Below are 25742 nucleotides of genomic sequence, written 5' to 3' on the forward strand. Positions count from 1 at the left end.
CTTAAAGTGCCTGCCGGAGCACGAGGCCATCATGCGCAGGAGTGATGTGGTCAGCGGTTTCCGCCGCCACCGCCGCATAGTCCAGATCGATATGCATATTGGTCAACACGGCCTGTTTGGGTCGAAGGCGCTCGATCCACTCCAACGTTTTTTCCAGATGCGCGTGGGTTGGATGAGGAGAGCGGCGCAAGGCGTCGATGACCAAAGTATCCAGACCTGTGAGGTCAGCCCAAGCTTCATCATAAATATCGGAAACATCGGGAAGATAAACGAGGTTGCCCATCTTAAACCCAAGCGCATCGATTGAGCCGTGTTTGACCTTGATCGGGTGAAACGGGATAGGCCCGCCAGGACCGTTTATCTCAAATGGGCCATCCAAGGACTTCAGATCCAGAATTGGCGGATAGGGAGAGCCTTCGGGCTGCACAAAGGCATAGCCGAACCGTGCCAGCAGCTGGTTCTGAGTGTCGCCATCCGCCCAGACCGGCACGCGCGTCTTCATGTTGAAGACGATCATGCGCAGGTCGTCGATACCGTTCGTATGATCGGCATGGGCATGCGTGTAGACGACGCCATCCAAACGTCCAGTACCGGTATCCAATAACTGGCTGCGCATGTCTGGTGAGGTGTCGATTAGGACCGTTGTGGTGCCATCCGGTCCGTCCCGTTCAACCAGCATCGAACAGCGGCGGCGGATATTTTTCGGGTTCTCGGGGTCGCATTCGCCCCAATGCCCACCCAGCCGGGGCACACCGCCAGACGAACCGCAGCCCAGAATAGTACACCGCAACTCGTTCATGCGGCGGCCTTGTATGATGCGGCCTTGGCGAACAGCCGGTCGAAATTGGCCTGCGTCTGCGCCGCAAATTCAGGATAATCGAGGCCGAACACTTCGGCACCTTTACGGGCAGTGTGGGCGGTGAAGGCGGGTTCATTCCGTTTGCCGCGAAAGGGTGGCGGGGCCAGATAAGGGGCGTCGGTTTCAACGAGTATGCGATCGACCGGAGCGTTGGAAAAGATGTCGCGCAGTTCCTGACTTTTTGGAAACGCCGCGATGCCTGACATGGACAGGTAGAAACCCAGATCAAGCGCCGCTCGCGCCAGATCGGCGGAGGACGAAAAGCAATGCATGACGCAGGAATAGGACGCGATCTTGTGTTCCTCCGCCAGAATACGGGCCATATCATCGTCCGCAGCGCGGGCGTGGATGATAAGCGGTAATCCCGTGCGCTGAGCGGCTTCGATATGCACACGAAGCGACTGTTTCTGCACCGACGCGGACTCGGCGGTATAGTGATAATCCAGCCCGGTTTCGCCGATGCCGACAAATTTCGGATGCCGGGCCAGCGCGACAAGTTCATCGACCGTGACCATAGGCTCATCCGCGGCGCTCATTGGATGGGTGCCAGCGGCGTAGAACACTGGGGCGTGGGCTTCGGCGATGGCCCGGACGGAGGGTTCGTTACGCAGCCTAGTGCAGATGGTCACCATGCGGGTCACACCGGCCTCGACAGCGCGGTCAACGATTTGATCCAGCTGCCCTTCGAAATCCGGGAAGTCCAGATGGCAATGGCTGTCAGTGATTTCTGGGGTGGTGTTCATCTGCTCTGACCGGCGGTTTCCTGTATCTTGAACACCGTATCTAGGACCAGAGCGGCAGGGTCAAGGTTCACCGCCTGACCATGTCGCGCGCGGGCTGTGATCGTGGCAGCGACCTCGGCCCAGTGCCTTGCCTGATGCGGCGTGGCAGAGAGGCGTGCCAGAGTTTTGGCCTCGTTGGGGGCAGCCTCGGGGACAGGGGCCGCGCCGGTCGCTCCGGTCAACGCCAACCGGGACAGGGCCACGTCGATCAGCGTTAATAGCAGTTCGAACCGTTCGGCTGCCCCGCGTTGGGCGGCGGCCTCGGCAAGGGCTAGTGCGCGTTGTCGATCCAGACGGGGCAGGGTGCCCAGAATTGCGATCAGTTCGGCGTATATCTCAAGCCCCCCCAAGTTGATCAACCTTACCGCATCGCCCACGGAACCTGCGGCCAATGCGGCCAGATGATCGGTTCGGTCCGGCAAGTCGGTGCCAGTCTGAGCCAGAGCTGTCTGCATATCGTTGCGATCAAGCGGAGATAGCCGCAAAGTACGGCAACGCGACCGGATTGTTGGCAACAGGCGCGAGGGTTGATGCGAAACCAGTAGCAAAGTCGTGCGTGCCGGTGGTTCCTCGAGCATTTTCAGCAGCGCGTTCGCGGCGCTGACATTCATCTCATCCGCAGAATCGACGATCACGACACGCCGACCGCCATCCGCTGATGACAGGCCAAAAAACCGACCGAGCTTGCGGATGTCGTCCACCACAATCTCGCCCCTTAGGCGGCCCTGATCGTTGAGTGACCTTGTGATCGCCGCCAACCCCGGTTCGGCCCCGGCCTGAATGCGGTGCGAAACCGGGTGGTCCGGGTCAATATCCAGCGTCTGAGGCGGCGGCGGTGCCCCGAAAAGGCCTCCATCATCCGATGGCGGTGTCGCCAGTAGAAACCGAGCTATGCGCCACGCAAGTGTCGCCTTTCCGACGCCACGCGGCCCGGTCAGAAGCCAGCCGTGATGTAGTCGATCCGAGTTATAAGCCGTCAGAAACGCATGTTCGGCCGCATCTTGGCCGACAATGCGTTGGGTTTCGCGCGGATGTGGCGCGCCGGGTGCTTGATCCGGGGAAGGGGTGTCGTCACTCATAAACTGTCTGTCGCAAGGCTGTGGTGACGATTTGTGTCACATCCTGCGCGACGCTGTCCATGTTCCGATTGCCGTCGACCACGCGGAACCGGTTGGCAAACTCGTTAGCCAGCGCCAAGAACCCGGCGCGCATCTGTTGTTGCAAGGCCGGTCCGAAATCCTCGAACCTTTCTTCGGCGCCCTGTCGACCTTTGGCACGAGACAGACCGATTTTTGGGTCCATATCGATCAGCAATGTCAGATCCGGCTCGCGTCCGATCATCAGGTTGTGCAATTGATCCACCAGCCCGCGCAAATCCCCGCGTGACAGGCCCTGGTACATTCGGGTGCTGTCAGCAAAACGGTCGCAGATCACAATCTTCCCTTCGGCCAGGGCAGGTTCAATCGTGCGTTCCAGATGGTCACGACGGGCAGCGGTGAACAGGAGAATCTCGGTCTCAGCGGACCAACGATCAGGATCGCCCTGCAGAACGAGGTCGCGTATTTCTTCGGCTCCGGCGGAACCGCCGGGTTCGCGGGTCAGAACCACTGGATGACCCGCATTCCGAAGATGCTCGGCCAGCATCCGAGCCTGCGTGGACTTGCCGGACCCGTCAATGCCTTCGAAGGTCAGAAACAACCCAGATTGCGTCACATCGATTCCAATGGGTTGTTGATGACGTCCTTCAGTACGATACCACCTACAGTCATCATGCGAATGACAAATCCACCCAGTTCCACATCCTGTGCCGCAACCAGCGGGCGGCGGATTTCTGGCAGACCCTCGGGCTGGATAACCAGCTCGGCCAGCTGCTGCCCTTTTCGGACGGGGGCATTGATCGGCCCCTCATAGACTACTTCGGCTTCAATGTCCTTGGCGCCCAGAACGGGGAACAACAGGGTCAGGTCTTCTTGCGGCACCAGCCCCACGGTTTTTTCCGCGCCCATCCAGACTTTGCCCTGTGCTATCGGCTCTTCCGCGTTGGCAACTGTCCTCTCGACAAAATTTCGAAACGACCAGTTAACCACGGCCTCAGCCTCCTCTGCGCGGCGGGCGGTGCTGTCGAGTCCTGAGAGGACAAAGATCACCCGGCGGTCACCCTGTTTGGCCGACCCGACCAGCCCGTATCCGGCCTCCTGAGTATGGCCGGTTTTCAGGCCGTCCGCGCCGATATCCAGTTTCAGAAGCGGGTTTCGATTGCGCGCATTCGAGGGCGCGCGGCCGTCAAACTCGAACGTTTCTTCCGCAAACAAGGGATAGTACTCGGGAAAGTCCGAGATCAACCGGTTTGCCAGAACGGCCAGATCATGCACGGACATCATATGACCAGCAGCTGGCCACCCGTTAGAATTGGCAAAGTTCGAGTTGTTCATACCCATTTGCTGTGCGCGCTGGGTCATGTAACGGGCGAATCCTGCTTCGGTCCCGTCGGGGCTCAGTGCTTCGGCGATGACCACGCAGGCGTCATTGCCGGACAGAACGATAATGCCACGCAGCAGATCTTCGACCCGGACGCGATCCTGCGTGTTCAGGAACATGGTCGAGCCGCCATAGCTCATGGCGTGTTCCGATACCGGCAGGGTTTCATCCAGCGTCAAACGCCCGTCGCGCAATGCTTCGAACGCGACATACAGTGTCATGAGTTTGGACATCGAGGCAGGCGGCAGCGGCTGGTCGGCTTCTTTGGATAGCAAAACTGTGCCGGTTTTCTGATCCATGACATAAGCTGCCCGCGCTTGTGTATCAAAAGCGTGGACGGGCAGCGCCAAAAGGGCCAGCCCGAGGGCCAAAGTAGTGGATCGCAGAGCGGACAGCATTACGTGCCTCCTGTTCTTCAGTTGCTGGCGGTAAACGCGTCGGTAAAGCCAAGGTCTTTTACATCCGACAGGATTGCCTTGCGGTCAGCGCGGGACTTTGCGGGGCCGACCAACACACGCCAGATCGTTTTTCCTTCGGATTGTAGTTCACGAATGTCAGGGGTCATGCCATTCCTGCGAACTTTCTCTGCTGCACTTTTGGCATTGGCCTCGACGCTGAACGTGCCAACCTGAACATAAGGTTTGCTGAGCGACGACGCTGTCGCTGAGCTGGCCGCAGCCGTTGTGGCAACGGCTGTCGGTTCGGCGGCGTCTATGGCTGCGGCTGCTCCGGCAATTGGGTCCAACGGCGTTTCGGTGATTTCGTCAGGGTCTTTCTTTTGCCACCACTTGCGCTTTGCAGGCGTCTCGGCAGGTGCTGTGACCTCAGGATCAGCTAGAGCTGCGGTCGTTGCCACGTCACTTTCGGCCGCAGAAACAGCAGCGGCGCCGGCTGCAGTTCCAGCCGCTACGGCACTGGCACTATTGGCGGCGCTGGCAGTGTCATCGGTTTTCTTCTGCCACCATTTCCGTTTGGCAGGCTTTTCCTCAGCATCAGTTGTTTCGGCAACTTCAGCCGGATCCGATTCGGAGTCGTTGGTCGTTGTTGTCGCGACGGCGGCTCCGGCGGCAGCGCCCGCAACGGCGGCACCAGCCGCTGTCTCACCCGCGCCCTCAGCCGGCTTTTTCTGCCACCATTTGAGCTTTGCGGGCTTTTCTTCGGATTCAGATTCGGCAGCTGCTGCGACATCCGTATCGGTATCTGCCTCTCCATCCGTCGCTTCGCCATCATCGCTAGGTGCGTCCTCGACGGGCGGGGGCGCGATCGTTTCGCGGCGCAAAGCCACCACTTGAATACTTGCCGGGGCACCCGCCAGCATCCCCAGTTCGGCGGCAGCCGACGACGAAACCTGCAACGCTGGGCCGGGCAGATTCCGTTCGCGCCGGAACAGGGCTCCGGTTACTGATTTGTTGTTAGCTGTGTTTTTGATCCGCACACGTTCGGGTTGAGACACGTCCGGGTGGGCGACCCATATGCCACCCAACGACGGTCGCCCGTCCCAAAGCCCGGCTTCGGTCACCTGAAAGACTTCAGGTGCCTCGACGTCCTTCTGTCCGCTGGAAGAAGCTTGCGGAAACAGCTCAATCGCGCCGCCTGTGTCCGCTGTATCGGAAGGTTTTTCCTGGTCAGCGCCGACCGAAGAGTTCAACCCTTCTTCACATCCTGCCAAAGCAGCTATCACCGCAGTCAGAGCAATAAGCCGGTATGGCCCATAGCGTTTGCCAGTCGCTCGATTCATTTCGATATCCCTTGCCTGAAAGGGCCGTATTGGCCGAGCCCCACCGCTTGTCAGCCGGATCTTTTGTCCGGTCTATTGCGGTCTTTCCGATGGATCATAACGCGACCAACTAACCATGGGAAGACCAGCGGTTGCGCTTCGGCAAGATTTCCCCGCTTTATGACTTGCCTCTGGTTGCAACAGCGCTTAGACCCTGCCGTCAAGCGGGGAGGTGGCAGAGTGGTCGAATGCGGCGGTCTTGAAAACCGTTGAACGTGAGAGCGTTCCCAGGGTTCGAATCCCTGTCTCCCCGCCACCTGCACCAGTCTCATTGAAATCGACGTGTTTTCTGGAATTGCAACGCAATTTCCGTGCTTGGTGGGTACGCTCCAATTCCCAGACCATCTGATTGGCTCCAAGAATCCCGCCGTATCGAATTAAAGAAAAAACTTCTTCCTGCAGCGCTCCAAGTGAATGTGAAGTTTGCACAGGTCGGTTAACGTGTAGGTGACACAAATGAGGTCACTGAGGAAAGCCGTCCGCTTGAAATGTGGTAAAAAACAGTAGATTACGGATGTCTTGCGGGCGGGAAAAATGTGTGTGGGTGCGCCAAAGCATCAAGACGAACCGCGATTTTAGACGACGTAGCGTCTCGTGTGAGTGTCCAGAATGGCTTTCTGTATTCTAAATTGATGAGCGTACCGAGATAATCCTGCACCAAACCAAATAGATTGCTACAGCTCACCCCAGATAATGCTTGTTGTTCACAATGTCAGAGAAACAGATAGTAGCAACCAACTTGTTTCTTGAAGTGCGTTCAGCAGCTAAAGAGTGATTGATGAAAAGCCTACTCATCACTGGTCAATTCGCCGCAGTATTCGCATCGCCAGTCATCGCCGATCAATCTTCTGAACTGACGGTTGGAAAAGGTAGGGAGATTTGCCGAAATTACTATGAAAACCGACCATTGGAGGACGCAAAGGATCACAGTGATCTTGGGTTTTGCTTGGGCATCACTCGCGGCGTTTATGTGGTGATGCGAGAGAACTGCAACATTCCCGGTTGCGCCGGACTGCTGACGGTAGGGTCGGGTGGTACAAACAAGTCCATTGTACATTCGTTCTACAAAGGGGCGGACGACAGACCCGATCAGTGGTCGATGCCGTTTACACAGGGATTAGTAGTAGCCTTGATTGAGTCATTTCCCTGCGATCCGGCGTGATCGAATGCGTTCCAGATGCCCAGTGGGCCGGATATACAATTCAAGCTTCGCACAACAAAGCCGCCATTCGGTCAAAATTAGGCAACGACCGCGGCACACCCGGAAGCTGACTCTCAATCACTATATGTTCTTGAAGTATAACATGGGCAAAGCAGACGTCGGGTTTTGTTAAATTGAACGTCTATTCCGCCAGCGCCTGCTGTATCCGGTCGATCAGAGCTTTTTTTACAATAGAAAATCTTGGTGTCTGAGAAATTTCTTCTAACGTTGCAACCCAAAGCGGGACCCTGATATTGGGAACGTCGTTGGCCAAGCGCACCAGACGAGAATCTCTGTCGCCAACGAAATTGGGCAGAAACGTCTTGCCCGCTCCGGAAGCAGCCATCTGCTGAAGGACCAGGAAACTGTCTGCGCCGTTGGTCATCTCATCGGCTTTTACATTTTCTGCCAACCATCTTGCCGGAAGTGAGTATCCCAAGGCCCCATCGAGTTTCATCCACTTTCGGTTGGACTTCCCATCACTGTAGATGCCGAATGAGAGCTCGCCCGCGCATTCTCCGATGAGACCTTCTTCGAGTCTTATCGACGGGCGCACTGCGATGTCAGCGGTTAGTCTGGTCAGATCGTGATGGCTGTTACCACTGAGCAGGGTCAGTTCCAAGTCGGGGTATTGAGTAGAAATCTTGTTCAGAATCTGAGGCAGAATAAGCTGACAAAAGCTGTCAGTGGATGCGATACGTACTTGTCCGGCAGGGGAACGGTTTGCGCCCACAATTGTTCGCCCCAGGGAAAGTACCGCGTCTTCAATACTCTCCATAGCCGAAAGAACTGTCCTGGCTTCGGGGAGCGCTGCGTATCCCGACGGGCTTTTTTGAAAGACTTGGCAGGCGTTTCGTCTCTCGAATGAGGCAACTCTGCGTAACACCGTCGCATGTGTGACGCCCAATGCAGCGGCTGCTGCATTCAGTGATCCATGCCGGCTGACAGCGAGTACGTAGCGAATATCGTCCCAACTCTCATTGTTCATAAATTAACAAGTGACGTCGAATAACAAACAATTACAAGAAAATTCGTTCAAGCTATGCTTTGACGTATTGAACAGGGAGGCACACCATGATGAAGAAATCCGCGATCTTCGCAGCAGGTTTTTTGTCCGTAGCTGTCATTGGGACAGCCATCGCTCATGAAATTGAAAACCCGGCTGTCAAAGCACGAATATCGATTATGCAGCTCAGAGCTTTCAATCTTGCCATTCTTGGCGGTATGGCCAAGGGAGAGACAGAATATGACGCCGAGGCGGCAACACGGGCTGCGAATAATCTGGTCGCTCTGTCGCAGATCGATCAATCTGCAATGTGGCCCGCCGGATCCGACAATGTATCCGACCCGTCCACGCGCGCTCTGCCCGCGATCTGGGAAAACTTCCCGGACGTCGGAGCCAAGGGCCAAGCCTATGCCGACGCGACTGTTGCGATGCAGGCTGCGGCAGGACAAGATGTCGAAGCCCTGAAGGCGGCGATGGGGCAAATCGGCGGAACCTGTTCGGCATGTCACAAAGCTTACAGAGCACCGGAAAACTAAAGGAGTACTAGCTTTGCGGCGTTTTGTTTCTTTCACCGCCGCTGCTGCACTTTTGGTCGGGCTGGCCGGTTTGGTGCTAACCCGACCACAAAGCGTCGACCAGACTCAACTGGACGGGATCTTGCCTGATCTCAAGAGAGGCGAGGCCGTTTTCTATTCAGCGGGGTGCGCGTCCTGCCACTCTGCCCCTGATGCCAGTGGAGAAGAAAAGCTTGTACTCACCGGCGGACGTCGGTTCGAAACAGACTTTGGCACATTCATAGCCCCCAACATATCCAGTGATCCGGAGGCGGGAATTGGCTCTTGGTCTGCTTTTGACTTGGCCAACGCCCTGACCCACGGGACCGGACCCAAAGGGCAGCACTATTACCCGGCCTTTCCTTACACGTCCTATGCCAACATGACGACGGAGGACATCGTATCGCTACGCGCATTTCTCGGTACGCTACCAGCGGTCGTCATTGAAAGTGACGCCCATGAAATTGACTTCCCATTCAACATTCGTCGTGGATTGGGGGCCTGGAAACTGCTCTTCGCAGAGCCTGGTTGGGTGGTTGAGAGCGAACTGACCGACCAACAGATGCGTGGTCGTTATCTGGTCGAAGCACTTGGGCACTGCGCTGAATGTCACACGCCGCGAAACGGTTTGGGAGGCTTGAAACGTGATCTGTGGCTGACAGGTGCGCCAAATCCAAGCGGAAAGGGACGTATCCCCGGCTTGACTGCTGACCAGCTCGACTGGTCCGAGGTAGACATTGCCGAGTATCTGAAATCCGGGTTCACTCCGGACTACGACAGCGCCGGTGGAGAAATGGTCGAAGTGATTGAGAACACGTCGCGTTTAAGCGATGACGACCGTTTGGCAATTGCGGCGTACCTCAAAGCTGTTCCCGTGCAATGAATTGGCATCCGGGTCTGATTAACCAATTTCCTGGCTGTAAATCGAATGTCTAGAGCTTTCCCCTTAGTCTAATAGGCGGAGCCAAGGTCAGCTTCTGGTCACATTCCAGGATTTATGTAACGCAGCTTTCTGCGCATCTCTGCCGTACGTGATCAGCGCAGCAAATGACTCCTATGCTTGCAAAGGCCGTCGGCACGCGGAGGCAGCACCGCCGTGAAGCCGGTTAGCGCATGTTCAGAACATAATCGCTTAGCTTCGTCGAAAAGCTCGGATTTAAAGGTCTGGTTTGGGCTGTGAGCCGCCACCAACGCGATTTGTAGAGAACGCCGGCTTTGAGCCAAAGTGCAGAATGCTGCAGAATGTGCCAATGGCTACGAACTCCGCAAAATTCGACATTGGTTTTATTGAAGACAGCTCATGCTGGGCCTTCGACTAGAACTTCTAATTGCAGCCGTCTTAGGCAGATTTACCTCCGTTCACGCAAAGCAGTTCCATCTCGCATCAACCTATCAGAGTTCGCAAATCGGGTCTGGTCGAGCGGCTTTGCAGGTCGTTTTATTTGTAGTCTTCAAGGGTGAGGCCAAGGATCTTCGACAAGACACCGCCGTGGCGTAGCAAGTCGACCTCTTGAAAGGTACCCACCGCCGCCTTGCAGCGGATCTCGCCGAGCACGCCACCATCGCGCAGCCACTTCACGTTCTTAACCATCCCCGGCACCAGCGTCTCGGGCAGCAGGCTCAGGGCGAAGCGATCCCCAGCACGAATGCCCGCCGTCTCGGGGTCGAACCTGTCGATGATCTGCACGGGCGCCACGCCCATGCCGATCAGGTTGGTGCGGTGAATGCGTTCAAAGCTTTTAGCGACTACGGCGCGGATGTTCAGAAGCGCCACACCCTTGGCGGCCCAGTCGCGGCTTGAGCCCATGCCATATCGGTCACCAGCCAGAATGATCGTAGCCTGTCCCTGATCCGTCAGGGTTTGTGCGGCGTCCGGCAGGGGCAGAACGCGCCCGTCCTCGAGCACGGTCTCAGCTGGGGCCAGCCCCTCTTGCAGGTAGTTCACCGCCAGTTGATTGGTGAAAAGGCCGCGCAGCATGACCTCCCAGTTGCCGCGATAAGCGGCGTAGACATTCATGTCCTTGGGGTCGCCCCCCCGCGCGCGCAGCCATTCGCCCGCCAGACTGGCGGGATCCACCAACCCTGCGGGCGAGATATGGTCGGTAGTCATGTCGTCACCCAGTACCATCAGGGGGGCTGCATGATAATCGCCGAGCCGCGAATGCTGGTGTTCGGCGGTGAATTTCGGCCGTCGTAGGTAGCGCGAGGTCGGCTCCCACGGGAAGCGCGCGCCGTCATGGACCTCGATCCCGTTCCAAGCGTCATTGTCGGCGGCGGCGGCAAAGGCAGTGGACACGTCGGTCTTGCGATAGCCGGCCTTCAATAGCGCCGCGATCTCTGATGTTTCGGGCCAGATGTCACGCAGATAGACCGCCGGACCTTCAATGCTAGTGCCGATCGGGTCGTTCAGAATGTCGCCGATAGTGTCGCCCTTCAGCGCATATGCCACCACCAGAGGTGGCGAGGCCAGAAAGCTCAGGTTCAATTTCGGATGCACCCGGCCCGGGAAGTTTCGATTTCCCGATAGGATCGCGCTGATTGCTTTGCCGTCTTGCAGAGCGGCTTCGATCATCTCGGGCAAGGGACCGGAATTGCCGATGCAGGTGGTGCAGCCATGCCCCACCACATCAAAACCCAGCGCGGACAGATCCGGGATCAACCCCGCGCGTTGCAGGTAATCGCGTGCCGAGGGCGAGCCCGGCGCCATCGAGGTTTTCACCCAGATCGGTACAGTCAGCCCGAGTGCCCGTGCCTTGCGCGCCAGCAGCCCCGCCGCAACCATCATGTAAGGGTCCGAGGTATTGGTGCAGCTGGTGATCGCGGCAATCCCCACCGAGCCATCAGGCACCAGGTCTTCGGCGCGGGGCGCGCGCGACAGCGGACGGTCCAGCGCCGCTTCGATCCGGGCGGCGGCCTGTGCCGGGGCGCAGGTGTCCTGCGGGCGGCGGGGGCCGGAAATGGTCGGGGTAATCGTGGACAGATCAATCTCGATCATCCGGTCGAAACGTGGTGTGCTGTTGGGCTTGAACCACAGGCCCATTGCGCGGAAGGTGGGCTCAATACTGTCGGTCAAGCAGCCAGGCCGCGCGGTGCGCTTCAGATAGGAGACGGTCTCGCCATCCACCGGGAAATACCCGGTTGAGGCACCATATTCCGGTGCCATATTGGCGATTACAGCACGGGCGTCAGCAGAAAGGGTGGACAGGCCGGGGCCGCAGAACTCGACAAAACTGCCGGTGACATCGAGCACCCGCAACCGGTGCGTCACCTCAAGCGCCAGATCTGTGGGCATGGTGCCCTCGGGCAGTTGACCGGTCAGGTTCACGCCCACGACTTCGGGCATGCTCAGCGTCGTGGCTTGGCCGAAAATGACGCTTTCCGCCTCGAGCCCGCCAATCCCCCAGCCCAGAACGCCAATGCCGTTGATCATCGGCGTGTGGCTGTCAGTGCCCAACAGCATGTCGGGATGGGCCCGTCCGTCGGCGCCGATCTCAAGCACCTTTGCCAGTTGTTCAAGGTTGATCGTGTGCATGATTCCGGTGCCCGGCGGATGCACCGTGACCCCATCCATATTCTGCGAGGCCCATTTCATGAATCCATATCGCTCGCCGTTACGCGCGAATTCTTTGCGGGCATTGGCTGAGAATGCCGTCTGCGTGGCATAGAGATCCACCGCCAACGAATGATCAACCGAGACATTGACTGGCAGCTTCGGTGAAAGCACCGCCGGATCGCCCCCCGCTTCGTGCACCGCATCGCGCAACCCGGCAATATCCGCCAGCGCGGGCGTGCAGGTGGTGTCGTGCATCAGGATGCGGTTGGGCATGAACGTGAACTCGAACCCGTCACGCTGCCCCTCCAGCCAAGTATCAAGCGCGCCCAACAGCGCGTCCGACTGGCTGGTTGCGCGCAGGTGGTTTTCGGCCAGAAGACGTAACACAAAGGGCAACCGCTTTAGACGGTCGCCCAGCACATTTGGCAAGTTAGTTACCGTCAGCCGGCGACCCTTTGCATCGATTTCCAACGTGTTAACCATCTTGTCCCCGTTGCGCCCCCGGACGAACCGGAGCCGCACTCACACCAATTTGACCTTGCTATGCAATACTCCATCGGCGTCGCCATAGATCCAGTCGCCCGGCGTAATGGTCACGCCGCCGATGTGAATATCGCAGCCAGCTTTGCCCCAGCCCTCTTTCGCACTTTTCACCGGCGAGGTCGCGAGTGCGAAGACCTGCGTCGCCATCAGCTCGATCTCGGCGCTATCGCGGATGGCGGCGTTGAGAACCAGCCCAGCCCAGCCGTTCTTGATCGCCATCTCCGCAATCATGTCTCCTAGAATGGCAATGCGGGTAGAGCCGCCCCCGTCTACGACCAACACGCGTCCCTCGCCGGGCATTTCCAACTGAGCACGAAGCATCGTGTTGTCTTCAAAACACTTCACGGTCTGCACCGGGGCGGCGAAATGCGGTGCCGTGCCGAAGCGGCGAAACGGCAAGTGAACAAGCGACAGCTTGTCTGCGTGGTCATCAATCAGGTCAGCAGTTTTCATATCGGCCTCACATATTTGAGTATGTTGCTTTCAGGTCGGCCACGTTGGCCTCGCTAAGGAAGCGCGTCTTTTGTCCGCGCAGTGCCACTAGAAGCTTGGCGGTTTCTTCCAGCTCTTCTGCCGCGCACACGGCCGAGAACAGATCCTTGCCCGAAACCACGGGGCCGTGGTTGGCCAGCAGAACTGCGCTATAGGCGCCTTTAAGGTCGCGGATCAGGTCGCCCGATTTCGGGTCGCCCGGCTTGACATAGGGAACCAATTTCACAGTGCCGACACGCATGACAACGTAGGGTGTCAGTGGTGGGATGCAGTCATTGGGATTGGTGTCATCCAAACAGGACAGCGCGGTCGCCCAGGTTGAGTGCAGATGCACCACGGCACCCGCCTGCGGACGGGTTTCATAGAAGGCCTGATGCAGGAACACTTCCTTGGTCGGACGGTCGCCTGCGACATGGCCGCCTTCCAGATCGATCTTGCTGATCCGGTCGGGATCAATCGCGCCCAAAGTAGAATTGGTCGGCGTCATCAAGATGCCATCGGGCAGGCGGGCTGATACGTTGCCCGCCGTCCCGACCGAGAAGCCCCGCGTGAACAGGGACGCACAAAGATCCGACATCTGTTGGCGAAGGTCTGCTTCGGTGCTCATTTCTGCCTCTCCATGATGCGCAACGCTTTGGCGAAGAAGTCCGGTGCGCCAAAGTTGCCCGATTTCAGCGCAAGCGAAATTGGCTGATTGTCACCTAAAGTCAGCACAGGAACGCCGGGATCGATTTCTGCCCCGATGCGCATCGCAGGCGCGCCCAGCTCGCCAGCCACGGCCTGCGCCACCGCGCCCGAGGTTTCACCACCCGCCACAACAATCCGGCGATAGCCGCGCTGCACCAGCGTACGGGCGGTGTCGGCAAACAAAGCGTCCAAAGTCTCGGCCACCGCTTCGCGACCGAACTTGGCCTGAATCTCTTTCACCTCGTCGGGGGCGCCCGAGGAATAGACCAGAGGGGCATTGCCGCTATTCTCGGCGATGAAGCCCAGCAGGGCATCCACGGTTACCGTGCCCTTCATGACGCCGGGTACGTCGATGGCGAAAGTCGGATGAGATTTCTGGTGTTCGGCCAGCTGGCCGCGTGTCGCCCCGGAACACGACCCCGCCAGAATGGCTTCAGGCCCCGATGTGCCCTCGGCGGTGGGGGTGTTGGCTTCGGCCATGCCGCTACGAATGAAGTTGCGCGGAAGGCCCAGAGCGATCCCGGAGCCGCCCGTTACCAAGGGAACGCCTTGAAGTGCCTCGCCGAGGGTTAGTAGGTGCTCGTCCGAGACAGCATCTGCCACAATATACTTCTCGGCGGAATTCGTTATTGCCGCGCGGATCTGTTCAGGTCCAGCCAGAACTATGGACAGCGGTACGTGGCCGACCGCGTTTTTACTTTGCAGACGCAACCAGCGACGCAGGTCGGGATCAGTCATTGGGGTTAGTGGATGGTTCTGCATCCCGCTTTCGCTCAACAAAACGTCACCCACAAACAGATGTCCCTGATAGACCGTGCGTCCGGTGGTCGGAAAGGCCGGGCAGACCACCACACCGTGCGCGTCCAGCACGGCGGTTAGAGCGTCGGCAACTGGGCCGATATTTCCGTCAGGTGTGGAATCGAAGGTCGAGCAGTATTTGAACAGAATCTGCTCGCAGCCCTGATCCAATAGCCAGTTAAGTGCCTCGAGGCTTTCGTGCACCGCATCTTCGACCGGATTCGAGCGTGATTTCAGGCTGACAACCCCGGCGTCGATATCCGGTGCAGCGGGGCCTGTTGGAATGCCGGGATACTGGGCGGTTCTCAAACCTCCTTCGCCGTCAACGCCTTTGGCCAGGGTGTTGGCAACATCGCTGCCACCAGTGAAATCATCTGCGATAACGCCAATTAGCATGTTTGACCCTCTGTATTGTGTTCGATCCGGCGGCGGATTTCTTCAATCGCGGCCTCCGGGCTGGTCAGGACAGGAACGTCAGTGCATGCGCGCACCGCATCCGCAGCGCTGGCCATGGAAAACTGCGCCAACAGGATGACATCAGCATCGGCGATCATGGCAGCAGTGTCGGCAATCAACCGATCATGAGCGCCGTCGTCACCTACCTTTTTGGCGTCCAGCGCGCCCTCGCAAAAGACCGAGGTGATCTGTGCGGTGCTGCCTTTCTCGCGGGCTGCCTCGCGGAACTCATCCTCCATCCCACCGGCGGCGGGGGGGAAGGTGTACAGCATGACGACGCGGTCCCCGTGGGAGAATGCCGCCTCGAACATGGCTTCGTTGGGTTTCATGACGGGAATACTGGCCTCGCGGTTAGCGCGTTCGATGGCGGAACCGAAGGCCGAGCAAGTGAATAGTACGCCATCTGCGTCGGCAGCTTCAGCATAGCGCGACAGATCGATGATCCGGCGTAGTAAGTCACCTGACAGTTCAGCCGATTTCGCACGATCCAACGAAAGACCCTCTTCAAGGATCGAAATCGTCTCGGCTTCCGGCCAAAGCTTCTCGGCAGCGTCCTCGATGGCATCAATCGCGACTTTTGTAGCGTGGATAAGCGCTATGCGGGGCTGGTCAATCATCTTTGCGTCCTGATAAAATCGGCGACACCACAGCGAGAAGGGCGGTGCCGCTGAACAACTGCGGGCAAGAGTTGCCCGAAAGGAAGAACCTCAAGCCGCAACGTTTTCGTGTGCAACGGCATCTGCGACGAGGGAGCCAAAGGCGTCACAGTTTACGGATCCACCCAAGTCACGGGTGCGGTTTTCCGAGACGTCGATCACGGAGTCCACGGCGTCGGCAATTGCCTGACCCGCATCCATCAACTTCTGGATGCCGCGCTGTTCGCCGAGCCAGGTCAGCATCATGGCCGCCGACAGAATCAACGAGGTCGGGTTGGCGACGTTCTGCCCTTGAATATCCGGCGCCGATCCATGTTGCGCCTGAGCACAGCACAGACCGGTTTCAGCGTTGGCATTGATCGACCCGGCCAGACCCAAGGATCCGGACAGTTCCGACGCCAGATCCGAAAGGATATCGCCATAGAAGTTGGTGGCAATCACGACGTCATAGGCCTCGGGTTTACGCACAAGAAGCGCGGCGAAAGCATCAACGATCAGCTCTTCAGTTTCCACCTCGGGGAAATCCTTGGCCACCTCGCGGAAGCAGTCCAGGAACAGCCCGTCGGTCATCAAGAATGAATTCGCCTTGTGGATCGCCGCGACCTTCTTGTTGCGCTGCATCGCCAGCTTGAATGCTTCGCGGCAAATCCGCATCGAGCCGTGGCGGGTGATCTTGCGTACCGAGAGCGCCATGTCGGGATCGGGCATCATCTCGCCCACACCCTTGTACATGTTGCGGTCGGGGTAGAAGCCCTCGGTGGCTTCCCGCATGATCACCAGATCCATACCCGGCGCCTTGTTCGGGATGAAGCTGCGGGTGCGTGCGGGACGGACGTTTGCATAGAGGTCCAGCCCGATGCGGAAGCCAGCCGACACGTTGCGCCCACCTTCGACAACCGGCGGATAGTCCATGTGTGACTGGGTGCCCAGGATCACGCCGTCAAACTCGGTGCGGGCGCGGTCCAGAACCTCCTCCCGCAGGGTGATGCCGTGGTTCTTCAGGCTGGTAAAACCGCTTTCTTCTTCGTGGAAGGTCAGCCCCAGATCAAAGCGTTTGTTTGCAGCTTCGACAACCTCCAGGGTCGCCGCCATGATTTCCGGCCCGATACCATCGCAGGGCAGTGTCATGATACGCATATTAGTCTCCTATGATCGGCCAATTGGCCTAGTTCGTTGAGGGTGTCGGCTTAGTCGCCGACGAATTCTTCTTGATCGCGCGCGGCTTCCATCCGCTTCTTCATGCGACGCCCCATCAGCATGGGCAGCACGAAGCCGGCGATTGCGACAAGCCACAGGATGATGGCCAGGGGACTGCCGACGAGGATGAACCAGTCGCCATCCGAGATCGTCATGGCGCGGCGCAGGTTTACCTCCATCTGGTTGCCCAGGAGGATGCCAAGGATCACGGGCACCAGAGACACGTCGAGTTTACGCAGAACCCAGCCAGCAATCCCGAAGCCCACCATCAGCATCACGTCAAAGGTCGAGCCTGTGATCGAATAGATGCCCACGAAGGAAATCATCGCGACGATCGGCATCAGGATCCGGGTCGGAACCATCAGCACGCGGGTGAAGATGCCTACCAGCGGGATATTCATGGCCAGCAGGATGAAATTTGCTAGGAATAACGAGGCGATCAAGCCCCAGACGATGTCCGGGCTTTTCGAAAACAGCAGCGGACCGGGGGTAATGTTCAACTGCAAAAGGACTGCCAGCAGAACCGCCGTGGTCCCCGAACCCGGTACACCCAGAGCCAACATAGGCACCAGCGCACCGCCAGAGGCCGCGTTGTTGCCCGCTTCAGGTGCTGCGACGCCGCGCGGATCGCCTTTGCCGAAGGTCTTGCCATCGCGATCAACCGCTTGCTTTTCCAGTGAGTAAGCCAGGAACGAGCCCAGCGACGCGCCCGCGCCTGGCAAAACGCCCGAGAAGAAGCCCAGACCCGTACCGCGTACCATCGAGGGGATGCAACGCTTGATCATGCTGAAGTCTGGCATGATCCGGCCAACCTTGGTCGCACCGGCCGAGCCGACAGCGCCGCCGCGGTGATGCTCTAGGAAGATGAACACTTCGCTTAAGGCGAACAGGCCGACGATTGCGATCAGGAAGTCGATGCCGTCATACAGATGTACGTGGTCAAACGTGAAACGCTGCGAGCCGGTCTGGCTGTCACTGCCGATCATGGCGATGCCAAGACCCAGCGCTGCGGCAAATGCCGATTTCGCCTGATTGGTTGACGAGATACCGCCAAGGGTCGCAAAAGCCACCGTGAACAGCACGAAATACTCGGCCGGGCCAAATAGAAGGGCGATCTTCACCAGTTGCGGGGCCAAAACGACCAGACCACAGGTGGCCACGAAGGCACCTACGAACGAGGCAACGCCGGACAGCGACAGGGCTTCTCCCGCCTTGCCCTGCTTGGCCATCGGATAGCCATCAAGACAGGTCATCATCGCTGGTTCGTCGCCGGGAATGTTCAGCAGGATCGAACTGATCCGCCCGCCATACATAGCTCCGTAGTAGACGCTGACCAGAAGGATCAGCGATGCGGTTGGGCCAAGGCCCAACGAGAAGGCGATTGGAATCAAGATCGCTACACCATTGGCCGGGCCAAGACCCGGAAGTGCACCCATCAACGTTCCCAGAAAGCAGCCGATGACCGCCAGCAGCAGGTTCTGCGGGGTGAGTGCGATGGCAAAGCCATCTGCAAGAAGAGACAGAATTTCCATAGGTATCGCTCCTCAGAAACCGAGTGGACCTTTGGCCAAAGCAAGGCCGAGGATCAGGTGGAAAACGACGTAGATACCAACCGAGGTGCAGACCCCTGTCACAAGCGACCAAAGGGGTTGCGTTCCCAGACGCCGCGTCAGGTAAGCCGTTGCGAATACGGTGGAGATCAGGAAGCCGACTTCGGGAAGCGCCCAGCTGTAAGCGAACATGACTGCCGCCGCGAAGACGATTTCGGCAAACTCGCGCATATGCGGCCATTCCGGTTCGTCATCGGGGCGCAGAATGAAATAGAGCGAACAAAGCGCCACGATGGAACCTACGATATAGGGGAACGCACGCGGACCAACCACATCGACCATGAAGCTGTCTTTGATCGTTGACGCGGCCCAGATATAGAAGATGGCAAGCGCCAAACCAAAGCCGCCAAAGATGCGGTCACTCATTTTCTCCTCCCTTTTTTGATGTGTGGTGGGCTGGCCAGTCTATTCGACCAGCCCCGGTGTCGCGTTATTGGATGATGCCAATCTCTTTCGAGAGCTTGGTCACATCTGCGATGCTGCCAGCCACGAAGTTGTGCATATCGTCGCCGAAGTTGTTGAAGGGTGCGATTGCAGCTTCTTCAAGCGTTGCCTGGAAGCCAGGGTCGGCAACCATGGTCTTGATGGCGTTCGACCAGAACTCTTTCGCTTCGTCTGAGGCGCCTGCGGGCATGTAGAGACCACGCCAGTTCGCACCAACGACGTCATAACCAAGCTCTTTTGCGGTGGGGATGTCCGGATAGTTTGCCAGACGTTCGGGTGCCATGATGCCGATGATGCGGATATCACCCGATTCCAAGAAGCCCAGCATTTCCGAGAAGTCACCCGACAGGGCTTCGGTCGCTCCCGAAAGTAGGCCGGTCATTGCTTCGCCGCCGCCGTCAAACGAGACGTATTTCAGCTGCGTGACATCTTCCATTCCTGCTTCGCGTGCCACCAGCATGGGCTTGATGTGGTCGAAGCTGCCAACCGACGAGCCGCCAGCGATACCGACCGAACGCGGATCTTCCAAGATCGCGTCCATCATGTCTTTTAGCGTCTGGAAGGGCGAGTCTGCGCGCACAGCGATGGCGCCATATTCCGCACCGAAGGTCGCCAGAAAGTGTACGTCATCCTGCGTCGCGTCCTCATAGATGCCCTGCGCGATACGTGCGCTGGTCGACATCGACGCTGCAACGATCAGGTTATTGTCTTCATTGCGCTCTTTCGTAACGTGGGCAAAGGCAACACCGCCGCCGCCGCCCGACATATTGGTGACCTGCATCGAATCTTCGATGACACCCAGATCAAAAAGGTATTTGGCGGTTGTACGGCAGATGAAGTCCCAGCCACCACCCGGGTTGGACGGGGCGATGCACTGCGGGCTTTCAGCTTTAAATTCAGCGGATGCGGCGCCTACTCCGGCCAGCAAAGCAACGGTTGCGAAAGCGCTTGCACGCGTAAGTTTCTTGAACACGAGGTGGTCCTCCCATTTTTTCGATGTTCGGTAGCGCGAATCTCGCACTGGCAACATTGATTGCATATCAAGCCACAAAAAGCCAATCTAGATTTGCTTTTGTAACGTTAAAAATTCAAATAATGATCATCATCGGCTTGGTGTCTCCCGGCGATGATATCGTTATACAATTGAAAAAAAACAAAAAAGTACCTATCTACTCAATCTGTAGAGCTAGCCCTGATCTTGTCTCGTGAGCAAAAAACCAATTATTGGCGCGCGTCACCTGGAGAAAAGAGTAGACCTAAATCCAATTTTTTGGTTTTTATAGCTTACAAATCCAGATAACTGGGGGGTTCTCGAAGGTTGGATGCAATCTGAAGAGCAGCACAACACTGTCGAACGGTGATTAGGATGTCAGGACGAACAAGCGAGCTTACAAAGAAGATTTCAAACAGGTTGCTGCATGACATAGTGTCCGGCTCTCTTCTTGCGGGACAGCATGTCAGCGCCCAGCAGGTCGCCGATAGATACGGTGTTTCACGCACGCCAGTGCGTGAGGCTCTGATTCACCTTGAGGACCAGAAGGTGCTCGTCCGGCAGCCAAACCGTGGGTACTTTGTTGCAGACAAAATCCCCTCCAAGATCAATACGACCTTGGCCAATGCGTCACCCGAAGGAAATGAAGACTATCAGATCCTTGCCAATGACTGGTTGACAAACCAGATTCCCGAGGACGTCACAGAATATTTTCTGCGACAGCAATATGGCTGGACCAAAACCAAGGTAAACGACCTTCTGGCGCGGGCGTCCCGGGAAGGCTGGGCCGAACGGAAAGAGGGGTACGGCTGGCGTCTTCTGCCGGTTGCCAAAACCCCAGAAGCTTTCGATCAGATCTATAGATTTCGAATGGCGATCGAACCCACTGCCATGCTCGAACCCACTTTTGAGCTCGATCATAAAGTCTTGGATGAACAGCGGCGAATTCAGGAAGGCATGTTGAACATGGACCTGAACTCTGCACCAGACGAGTCTTTGCTGATGAACGGTTCGCTGTTTCATGAAGAGCTTATCAAACTCTCAGGCAATCCATTTTTCCTGATGTCTCTTCAGAGAGTCAACAGGATGCGCCGCCTGATGGAGTACAGGGCTGAAGTCAATCGCGAACGCTTGATCGAGCAATGCTCTGAACATCTCGAGATCCTGTCACTTCTGGAACGCGGCAATGTTGCCGATGCCTCCTACCGTATGCGCCAGCATCTGAGCGGTGCCTTGAAACGCAAATCGCCACTGGCCTGGAGCTGGGCGGCGGACAACCCAATGGAGACCGAACAAAGCCATGTCACAAGACGCTAGAACTCCGCCCACGATCCGTTCGATGGCGCTGGTTGCGCATGACCAGATGAAAGATCAGATGATCGATTGGGCGAATGCGCATAAACCCGAACTGTCTAGGATGGAGTTGTTCGGCACCGGCACGACCGGCGGGCGTATCGCCAAAGAGACCGGGTTACCGATCTCCTGTTTGAAAAGCGGCCCACTCGGAGGCGATGCCCAGATCGGTGCAATGATTGCCGAGGGGCATTTGGATGCTTTGGTCTTCCTGATCGACCCACTTTCAGCTTTGCCCCATGATGTTGATGTGAAGTCCCTGCTGCGGCTGGCCACTCTTTATAACACTGCTCTGGCCATCAACCCAGCAAGCGCAACATTGATGGTTCGCGCGGCCGGCATTGAAACCGCCGAAACAGCCTGAGGGTTCTTTCTCCGCCCAACCTGCTGAAAATGAATGTCTCCAGCTGGGGCTTTAAGGGGTCATTCAGGCCAATAAAGTCAATGTCGGTTTTGTCCCGCAATGCGGTTACTCACCACAATTCGACGAACGACCGCTCAGAGCCCGAAGCAGACTCCTCGTTGAATTCTGGTACAATCGGCATCAACCATTTTAAGCACTTTTCTTGTGGGAGGGGGCGGCTTTGAAAACCACGGTGATATCATTGATTGTACTTTGCGCTACTTTGGCGGTTACTTACTCGGTTCCCGTATACGGCCAATCCGATAGTGATGAACGCGATGAAATGATCAGAATTCAAAACTCGCTCAGGCTCATTCGTGCGTTCGAGCACGACAGTCGGCATCTCTACTATCTACAAGCCAATGCGATAATCGCTGTCCAAGGCGGTTGGAACGAAGGTGAACTGGCTTATGGCACACGCGCCGACCTATTGGGCGAAGCCGCTGAAAGCCTGCTGCTTCCAAAATTCAAGCGCCTCTCGTCTCGCGTGGGAAGTAACAAGAACCTGAGTGACCAAGAGAAAACGCGATTGTTGGAAGCAGTGGACCATATGTTGCGGGTCGTTGACTTGTCGAACTCAATTGCCGAGGCACTGAACGCAAGCGATTTGGGCTTGGCGATAGAGCTGTACCACGACCAGTCAGTCCCGCTTTTCGAGGCTGTTTGGGCGACGAATTACACTCTGATAAGTGAAGCCGAGAGGCGGCTTCCTCGCCGCTAGATTATCATCTGCCAGCGGCGAACTTCCAAAAAGCCGACCGTAAAGCCAACGGCAGCTTCGTCCGCAAAGCGGTCACTTAAGTACGCATCAGCGAATGGCCGGATCATTGCCATTGATATTCAAACCTATGAAGCCGGCTCGTTGTCAGATTGATCGCAAAGCTCGGATCATATAAACGACCAGTTTTTGTGGGCGTAGTTGAATTCGAGGTCAGAATTGGCCCCTACTCGGTGAATCTTCGCGGTAAGTTCACGGCAAATGCAGGCGAGGCAATCTCGCCATTGTGAGTACCGTTCGGCGTATCATTAGGTTTGATGATAAAATTTATGACCTAAAAATATACCCTTACTGTATTCTTATGTGCTCCGTGTGGGCGCCACTTAGTAACAAAATTCAATACCTTACGGAGATTTTACGATCCCGTTCTACGTGCATGCGAATGCAGGCATATAGCAAACATTGTGCGATTCACGTTTAGTACATCCGAGCAAAATCCAAATCAGCCAGCGTTATCCGTGCGCCGTCTTCCTTATCCAGCCGCAGAAATCGGTTTACATAAACTCAGCGAGTTCTGTGCCTTCTGGCTCACCTTGAATACCGCTTAAAAACGGGCGGGCGTCAAGAAGCGGATGTCGAGCGAAAATCTATTAAAGTTCAGATAGATACGCAACAGAAAGTATGTTGAATACCAGAGCCAGCCCAACCATCCGCATGCAGCGTTATTTGCCTAATACCGCTTTATGTAGGAATCAGGAACCTCATCGGCATCAAAGAAAATTAATACTTTTGAATTACATTTATGCGCCAAATTGTTCGCACACAAATTGCCGTTTGTTGTCAATTTTAGAACAACGTTAACAGAACATGAACAATGTATTCGTTGAGTGTTCAACCGACTTCGTCATACTACCTTTCACCTAACCGAGCGAAACTGGGAACGCTCGGCGACATTGAAGGGGAAACGCATGAACAAGACTGCCATCGAGGTTGCATTGCTTCGTACGCCCGCAATTTTGCAATCCTCGACGAATGCTCGGAGCTGCGAGTTGGTAACTTCAACTAAATCCAATAGTGGTCGCTTCCCTCCGATCGAAAGTGCACTTTTGGCGACAATCCATACCAAGAGTTTGGAAGAGGCATTGAAGGACGGTTGAACCCTAAAATGCATGTCGGTGGTTTTTCGGTTCGTCCTTCCCGGAAAACCAAAAAGTCTAAGCCCGCTCTTTTGACAAGAGCGGGCTTTCCCATGCAGACGTAACAGGATCCGAATACGGACCATAAAGTCAGCGAGATATCCTTGGCCAGTGAGTTGGAACCGACTGGACCAGCCAAATGATCAACGATCGCCTGGCTGGCCCAGCTTGCCTTGCCTCCGTGAGCAGCAGGGCAAAGGTATTAAACGTCAAAGGCCGAGCAGAGATTTCACGGCTGCTTCAACTTCATCTGTCACGGTCTTGTTGGCCGCGTTTTCCAATGCCTCACGCTCTGTGACAGCTTGTCCATCGGCAAGCTCTGTCAGGTCCGCGACCTCGGAAACCGTTTCGTCATACTCAACCGCAGCCTGGTGTTCTTTGGTCAGAGAGTCAGCAGTATCAACTGAATCCTGCAAGTCAGATCTGGCCTGGTCCAGCTCTGCCTCAATGTCAGGGTTGGTCCCCCCGGCATCTTCAAGCGCATTTTCCAATTCAGACACGCGATCCTGTTTGTCCTGCACATCGGACAAGGCCGATTCGAGATCCTGCTCGATTTCCGTGACCGACCGATCGGGCGGTGTCAGACTTTCAAGAAGGGTCTTTTTCTCTTCCAGGTCATCGCGCAATTCATCGCCGATCAAAACCGCATCGCGATAGGCTGCAATGCGACCGACCCGCGAATTCGGCGATGCGTTTGTCAGAGCGCTTTCACTTGCATTTGCAGCGTTCAATGCCCCCAGTTCGGATGGATGCACTCCTAAAAGTGCGGCCATCTTGTTTCCCTTCGGGCGCGCCTCAGTACGAACTGGTTCTTCCAGATCACGCGTGACACGAATCTTTTCCTGTTTCGTTTTTGTTACCTCGGTCCGAGGTTTTTTACCGCCAAAGAGTGTCTTCAGGGAGAACCCGCCACCTTTCGCCCCTTTTGTCCGCGAACCTCCGGCAGCAGAACTCTTGCGATTGGAATTTCCAGCAGCTTTTTGACTTTTGGCTTTGTCTGCACCTTGTCCGCCGGCATTGCCATTGCCGCCGCCGTTGCCATTACCATTGCCGCCGCCGTTGCCCTTTCCGCCTCCATTTCCTTTGCCTTCCTTTGCGAAAGTAACATCAGGAAAAACTAAAGTTCCCACAATCGCGGTCGAGCCTAGCAGGGCTATTGCGATGGCTGCAGCTTTTAACAGGTCTGGTGTCTTGGTATTCATCACAATCCTCGTCAATCAAGCGCATCTGGCTATCGGATTTCTCACGCTGTCAGAGCGCGCTGGAATCAATACCCCACTTTTTTACTTGACCCGATCTTGGTTGAACCCACGCGGAACTGACCGTTCATCATCAGTTCACGTTGCGGTCTGTACATTTACACAACAATTGCACAGTGTAGAGTGCCGAGGATGAAGACTATCTTCGCAATCGTGTTTCTGATTTCCCTACTCCAACCCGGAGAGGGGTATGCGGCTGCGCGTGAGCTAAAGCAATCCGAGCTGCGTAAGGCAACTGCATCCGGTACAGCCATTCGTCTGAAATCTGTTATAAAAGGGGTCGAAAAAGCATTTGGCGGCACCCCTGTCGACGCACGTGCATTCCAGGCGGACAAAGTTTATTATCGTATCCTGGTCAAGAAACCCAACGGCAAAATTGTCAGTGTTATTGTCAATGCGCAAACCGGCGTTGTCGTGCCCAATCGTTCCAGTGTCGGACGCCAGATATCTGAAGCTGCCAAGTCGAATTCAAGCAACTCGGCGAAGGCTACATCGCGCGGAAACTCTGGCAACAAAGGCAATCGCGGCGGCAAGGATAACGGAAACGGCCGTGGCAACGGCGGCGGTAACAGCGGCGGCAACGGCGGCGGTAACAGCGGCGGCAATGGTGGCGGCAATGGTGGCGGCAACGGCGGCGGTAATGGTGGCGGCAACGGCGGCGGTAATGGTGGCGGCAAAAAATGATAGCTGAATTATTGTCAGCAGGTCTATAGTTTCAGAGTATGAGAG

At 56.7% G+C, this 25742-nt stretch carries 24 protein-coding genes, 1 tRNA gene and 1 pseudogene; 8 read left to right on the forward strand and 18 right to left on the reverse strand.

Annotated features, from left to right (window positions below; genetic code table 11):
* Position 1 precedes the first annotated feature (1 nt).
* The 6 genes from AC2TCY_RS07275 to AC2TCY_RS07300 are packed head-to-tail and all read right to left on the reverse strand — an operon-like array spanning position 2 to position 5857.
* Positions 2-799, reverse strand: coding sequence for an MBL fold metallo-hydrolase (locus AC2TCY_RS07275; protein ID WP_480846497.1), 798 nt, complete (start codon positions 797-799; stop codon positions 2-4).
* Positions 796-1602, reverse strand: coding sequence for a TatD family hydrolase (locus AC2TCY_RS07280; protein WP_480846499.1), 807 nt, complete (start codon positions 1600-1602; stop codon positions 796-798). Before AC2TCY_RS07280 ends, AC2TCY_RS07275 begins: the two co-directional genes overlap by 4 nt.
* Positions 1599-2720, reverse strand: a complete 1122-nt coding sequence (locus AC2TCY_RS07285; protein ID WP_480846501.1) for a DNA polymerase III subunit delta' — start codon at positions 2718-2720, stop codon at positions 1599-1601. Before AC2TCY_RS07285 ends, AC2TCY_RS07280 begins: the two co-directional genes overlap by 4 nt.
* Positions 2713-3354, reverse strand: a complete 642-nt coding sequence (tmk, locus tag AC2TCY_RS07290) for a dTMP kinase (protein WP_480846502.1) — start codon at positions 3352-3354, stop codon at positions 2713-2715. Before tmk ends, AC2TCY_RS07285 begins: the two co-directional genes overlap by 8 nt.
* Positions 3351-4517 (reverse strand): D-alanyl-D-alanine carboxypeptidase family protein, encoded by a 1167-nt coding sequence (locus tag AC2TCY_RS07295; RefSeq protein ID WP_480846503.1) that lies wholly within the window; start codon positions 4515-4517, stop codon positions 3351-3353. Before AC2TCY_RS07295 ends, tmk begins: the two co-directional genes overlap by 4 nt.
* A 17-nt stretch (positions 4518-4534) precedes the next feature.
* Complete coding sequence (locus tag AC2TCY_RS07300) at positions 4535-5857, reverse strand: SPOR domain-containing protein (protein WP_480846504.1); 1323 nt, start codon at positions 5855-5857, stop codon at positions 4535-4537.
* Positions 5858-6062: 205 nt separating this feature from the next.
* On the opposite strand from AC2TCY_RS07300, the gene AC2TCY_RS07305 reads away from it, so the two are divergent.
* Positions 6063-6152: transfer RNA gene (locus AC2TCY_RS07305), tRNA-Ser, on the forward strand.
* Between the two features lie 522 nt (positions 6153-6674).
* Entirely contained in the window at positions 6675-7058 is a 384-nt protein-coding gene (locus AC2TCY_RS07310) for a Rap1a family protein (RefSeq protein WP_480846506.1), read from the forward strand.
* Positions 7059-7239: 181 nt separating this feature from the next.
* Here the strand turns inward: AC2TCY_RS07310 and AC2TCY_RS07315 are convergent, their stop codons facing one another.
* Positions 7240-7875 carry a LysR substrate-binding domain-containing protein gene (locus AC2TCY_RS07315; RefSeq protein WP_480846962.1) on the reverse strand — a complete coding sequence of 212 codons (636 nt, stop codon included), beginning with the start codon at positions 7873-7875 and terminating at the stop codon, positions 7240-7242.
* A gap of 45 nt (positions 7876-7920) precedes the next feature.
* A pseudogene (locus tag AC2TCY_RS07320) lies at positions 7921-8085 on the reverse strand (helix-turn-helix domain-containing protein); the annotation flags it as partial.
* An 86-nt stretch (positions 8086-8171) separates the two neighbouring features.
* On the opposite strand from AC2TCY_RS07320, the gene AC2TCY_RS07325 reads away from it, so the two are divergent.
* The gene (locus tag AC2TCY_RS07325) at positions 8172-8639 is read left to right on the forward strand and encodes a c-type cytochrome (protein ID WP_480846508.1); all 468 of its coding nucleotides are present in this window, start codon (positions 8172-8174) and stop codon (positions 8637-8639) included.
* Between the two features lie 13 nt (positions 8640-8652).
* A complete protein-coding gene (locus AC2TCY_RS07330) occupies positions 8653-9540 on the forward strand; it encodes a c-type cytochrome (protein WP_480846509.1) in 888 nt (295 codons plus the stop codon).
* Between the two features lie 555 nt (positions 9541-10095).
* Here AC2TCY_RS07330 and acnA read toward each other — a convergent pair.
* The 9 genes from acnA to AC2TCY_RS07375 form a co-directional block, all read right to left on the reverse strand.
* Entirely contained in the window at positions 10096-12693 is a 2598-nt protein-coding gene (gene acnA / locus AC2TCY_RS07335; RefSeq protein ID WP_480846511.1) for an aconitate hydratase AcnA, read from the reverse strand.
* 39 nt (positions 12694-12732) lie between these two features.
* Complete coding sequence (gene rraA, locus AC2TCY_RS07340; protein ID WP_480846512.1) at positions 12733-13206, reverse strand: ribonuclease E activity regulator RraA; 474 nt, start codon at positions 13204-13206, stop codon at positions 12733-12735.
* 7 nt (positions 13207-13213) lie between these two features.
* Complete coding sequence (otnC, locus tag AC2TCY_RS07345) at positions 13214-13852, reverse strand: 3-oxo-tetronate 4-phosphate decarboxylase (protein WP_480846513.1); 639 nt, start codon at positions 13850-13852, stop codon at positions 13214-13216.
* Positions 13849-15126, reverse strand: coding sequence for a 3-oxo-tetronate kinase (otnK, locus tag AC2TCY_RS07350; protein WP_480846514.1), 1278 nt, complete (start codon positions 15124-15126; stop codon positions 13849-13851). The genes otnC and otnK overlap by 4 nt, the downstream gene beginning before the upstream one ends.
* On the reverse strand, positions 15120-15803 hold the full coding sequence (locus AC2TCY_RS07355) for an aspartate/glutamate racemase family protein (RefSeq protein WP_480846515.1): 684 nt from the start codon (positions 15801-15803) through the stop codon (positions 15120-15122). The genes otnK and AC2TCY_RS07355 overlap by 7 nt, the downstream gene beginning before the upstream one ends.
* Positions 15804-15893: 90 nt before the next feature.
* Entirely contained in the window at positions 15894-16979 is a 1086-nt protein-coding gene (locus AC2TCY_RS07360; RefSeq protein WP_480846517.1) for an isocitrate/isopropylmalate dehydrogenase family protein, read from the reverse strand.
* Between the two features lie 50 nt (positions 16980-17029).
* Positions 17030-18571 carry a tripartite tricarboxylate transporter permease gene (locus tag AC2TCY_RS07365; RefSeq protein WP_480846518.1) on the reverse strand — a complete coding sequence of 514 codons (1542 nt, stop codon included), beginning with the start codon at positions 18569-18571 and terminating at the stop codon, positions 17030-17032.
* A gap of 12 nt (positions 18572-18583) precedes the next feature.
* Complete coding sequence (locus AC2TCY_RS07370; protein ID WP_480846519.1) at positions 18584-19015, reverse strand: tripartite tricarboxylate transporter TctB family protein; 432 nt, start codon at positions 19013-19015, stop codon at positions 18584-18586.
* Between the two features lie 64 nt (positions 19016-19079).
* The gene (locus AC2TCY_RS07375; RefSeq protein WP_480846520.1) at positions 19080-20066 is read right to left on the reverse strand and encodes a Bug family tripartite tricarboxylate transporter substrate binding protein; all 987 of its coding nucleotides are present in this window, start codon (positions 20064-20066) and stop codon (positions 19080-19082) included.
* 393 nt (positions 20067-20459) lie between these two features.
* Here AC2TCY_RS07375 and AC2TCY_RS07380 point away from each other — a divergent pair, with 393 nt between their 5' ends.
* The 3 genes from AC2TCY_RS07380 (at position 20460) to AC2TCY_RS07390 (ending at position 22561) form a co-directional block, all read left to right on the forward strand.
* On the forward strand, positions 20460-21401 hold the full coding sequence (locus tag AC2TCY_RS07380) for a GntR family transcriptional regulator (protein WP_480846521.1): 942 nt from the start codon (positions 20460-20462) through the stop codon (positions 21399-21401).
* On the forward strand, positions 21385-21801 hold the full coding sequence (locus tag AC2TCY_RS07385) for a methylglyoxal synthase (protein WP_480846523.1): 417 nt from the start codon (positions 21385-21387) through the stop codon (positions 21799-21801). The genes AC2TCY_RS07380 and AC2TCY_RS07385 overlap by 17 nt, the downstream gene beginning before the upstream one ends.
* Positions 21802-22123: 322 nt before the next feature.
* Entirely contained in the window at positions 22124-22561 is a 438-nt protein-coding gene (locus tag AC2TCY_RS07390) for a hypothetical protein (RefSeq protein ID WP_480846524.1), read from the forward strand.
* A gap of 1402 nt (positions 22562-23963) precedes the next feature.
* Here the strand turns inward: AC2TCY_RS07390 and AC2TCY_RS07395 are convergent.
* Complete coding sequence (locus AC2TCY_RS07395; RefSeq protein WP_480846525.1) at positions 23964-24956, reverse strand: hypothetical protein; 993 nt, start codon at positions 24954-24956, stop codon at positions 23964-23966.
* 189 nt (positions 24957-25145) lie between these two features.
* Here AC2TCY_RS07395 and AC2TCY_RS07400 point away from each other — a divergent pair, with 189 nt between their 5' ends.
* Positions 25146-25697 (forward strand): PepSY domain-containing protein, encoded by a 552-nt coding sequence (locus tag AC2TCY_RS07400; protein ID WP_480846526.1) that lies wholly within the window; start codon positions 25146-25148, stop codon positions 25695-25697.
* Positions 25698-25742 lie beyond the last annotated feature (45 nt).

The organism is Ruegeria sp. HKCCD7181, assembly GCF_057221055.1.

What these genes read in the sequence shown, in the direction of transcription:
- AC2TCY_RS07275 (WP_480846497.1), bottom strand. Translation starts at nt 799, where the DNA reads ATGAACGAGTTGCGGTGTACTATTCTGGGCTGCGGTTCGTCTGGCGGT.
- AC2TCY_RS07280 (WP_480846499.1), bottom strand. Translation starts at nt 1,602, where the DNA reads ATGAACACCACCCCAGAAATCACTGACAGCCATTGCCATCTGGACTTC.
- AC2TCY_RS07285 (WP_480846501.1), bottom strand. Translation starts at nt 2,720, where the DNA reads ATGAGTGACGACACCCCTTCCCCGGATCAAGCACCCGGCGCGCCACAT.
- AC2TCY_RS07295 (WP_480846503.1), bottom strand. Translation starts at nt 4,517, where the DNA reads ATGCTGTCCGCTCTGCGATCCACTACTTTGGCCCTCGGGCTGGCCCTT.
- AC2TCY_RS07300 (WP_480846504.1), bottom strand. Translation starts at nt 5,857, where the DNA reads ATGAATCGAGCGACTGGCAAACGCTATGGGCCATACCGGCTTATTGCT.
- AC2TCY_RS07310 (WP_480846506.1), top strand. Translation starts at nt 6,675, where the DNA reads ATGAAAAGCCTACTCATCACTGGTCAATTCGCCGCAGTATTCGCATCG.
- AC2TCY_RS07315 (WP_480846962.1), bottom strand. Translation starts at nt 7,875, where the DNA reads ATGGAGAGTATTGAAGACGCGGTACTTTCCCTGGGGCGAACAATTGTG.
- AC2TCY_RS07325 (WP_480846508.1), top strand. Translation starts at nt 8,172, where the DNA reads ATGATGAAGAAATCCGCGATCTTCGCAGCAGGTTTTTTGTCCGTAGCT.
- acnA (WP_480846511.1), bottom strand. Translation starts at nt 12,693, where the DNA reads ATGGTTAACACGTTGGAAATCGATGCAAAGGGTCGCCGGCTGACGGTA.
- rraA (WP_480846512.1), bottom strand. Translation starts at nt 13,206, where the DNA reads ATGAAAACTGCTGACCTGATTGATGACCACGCAGACAAGCTGTCGCTT.
- otnC (WP_480846513.1), bottom strand. Translation starts at nt 13,852, where the DNA reads ATGAGCACCGAAGCAGACCTTCGCCAACAGATGTCGGATCTTTGTGCG.
- otnK (WP_480846514.1), bottom strand. Translation starts at nt 15,126, where the DNA reads ATGCTAATTGGCGTTATCGCAGATGATTTCACTGGTGGCAGCGATGTT.
- AC2TCY_RS07355 (WP_480846515.1), bottom strand. Translation starts at nt 15,803, where the DNA reads ATGATTGACCAGCCCCGCATAGCGCTTATCCACGCTACAAAAGTCGCG.
- AC2TCY_RS07360 (WP_480846517.1), bottom strand. Translation starts at nt 16,979, where the DNA reads ATGCGTATCATGACACTGCCCTGCGATGGTATCGGGCCGGAAATCATG.
- AC2TCY_RS07365 (WP_480846518.1), bottom strand. Translation starts at nt 18,571, where the DNA reads ATGGAAATTCTGTCTCTTCTTGCAGATGGCTTTGCCATCGCACTCACC.
- AC2TCY_RS07370 (WP_480846519.1), bottom strand. Translation starts at nt 19,015, where the DNA reads ATGAGTGACCGCATCTTTGGCGGCTTTGGTTTGGCGCTTGCCATCTTC.
- AC2TCY_RS07380 (WP_480846521.1), top strand. Translation starts at nt 20,460, where the DNA reads ATGTCAGGACGAACAAGCGAGCTTACAAAGAAGATTTCAAACAGGTTG.
- AC2TCY_RS07385 (WP_480846523.1), top strand. Translation starts at nt 21,385, where the DNA reads ATGTCACAAGACGCTAGAACTCCGCCCACGATCCGTTCGATGGCGCTG.
- AC2TCY_RS07390 (WP_480846524.1), top strand. Translation starts at nt 22,124, where the DNA reads ATGATCAGAATTCAAAACTCGCTCAGGCTCATTCGTGCGTTCGAGCAC.
- AC2TCY_RS07395 (WP_480846525.1), bottom strand. Translation starts at nt 24,956, where the DNA reads ATGAATACCAAGACACCAGACCTGTTAAAAGCTGCAGCCATCGCAATA.
- AC2TCY_RS07400 (WP_480846526.1), top strand. Translation starts at nt 25,146, where the DNA reads ATGAAGACTATCTTCGCAATCGTGTTTCTGATTTCCCTACTCCAACCC.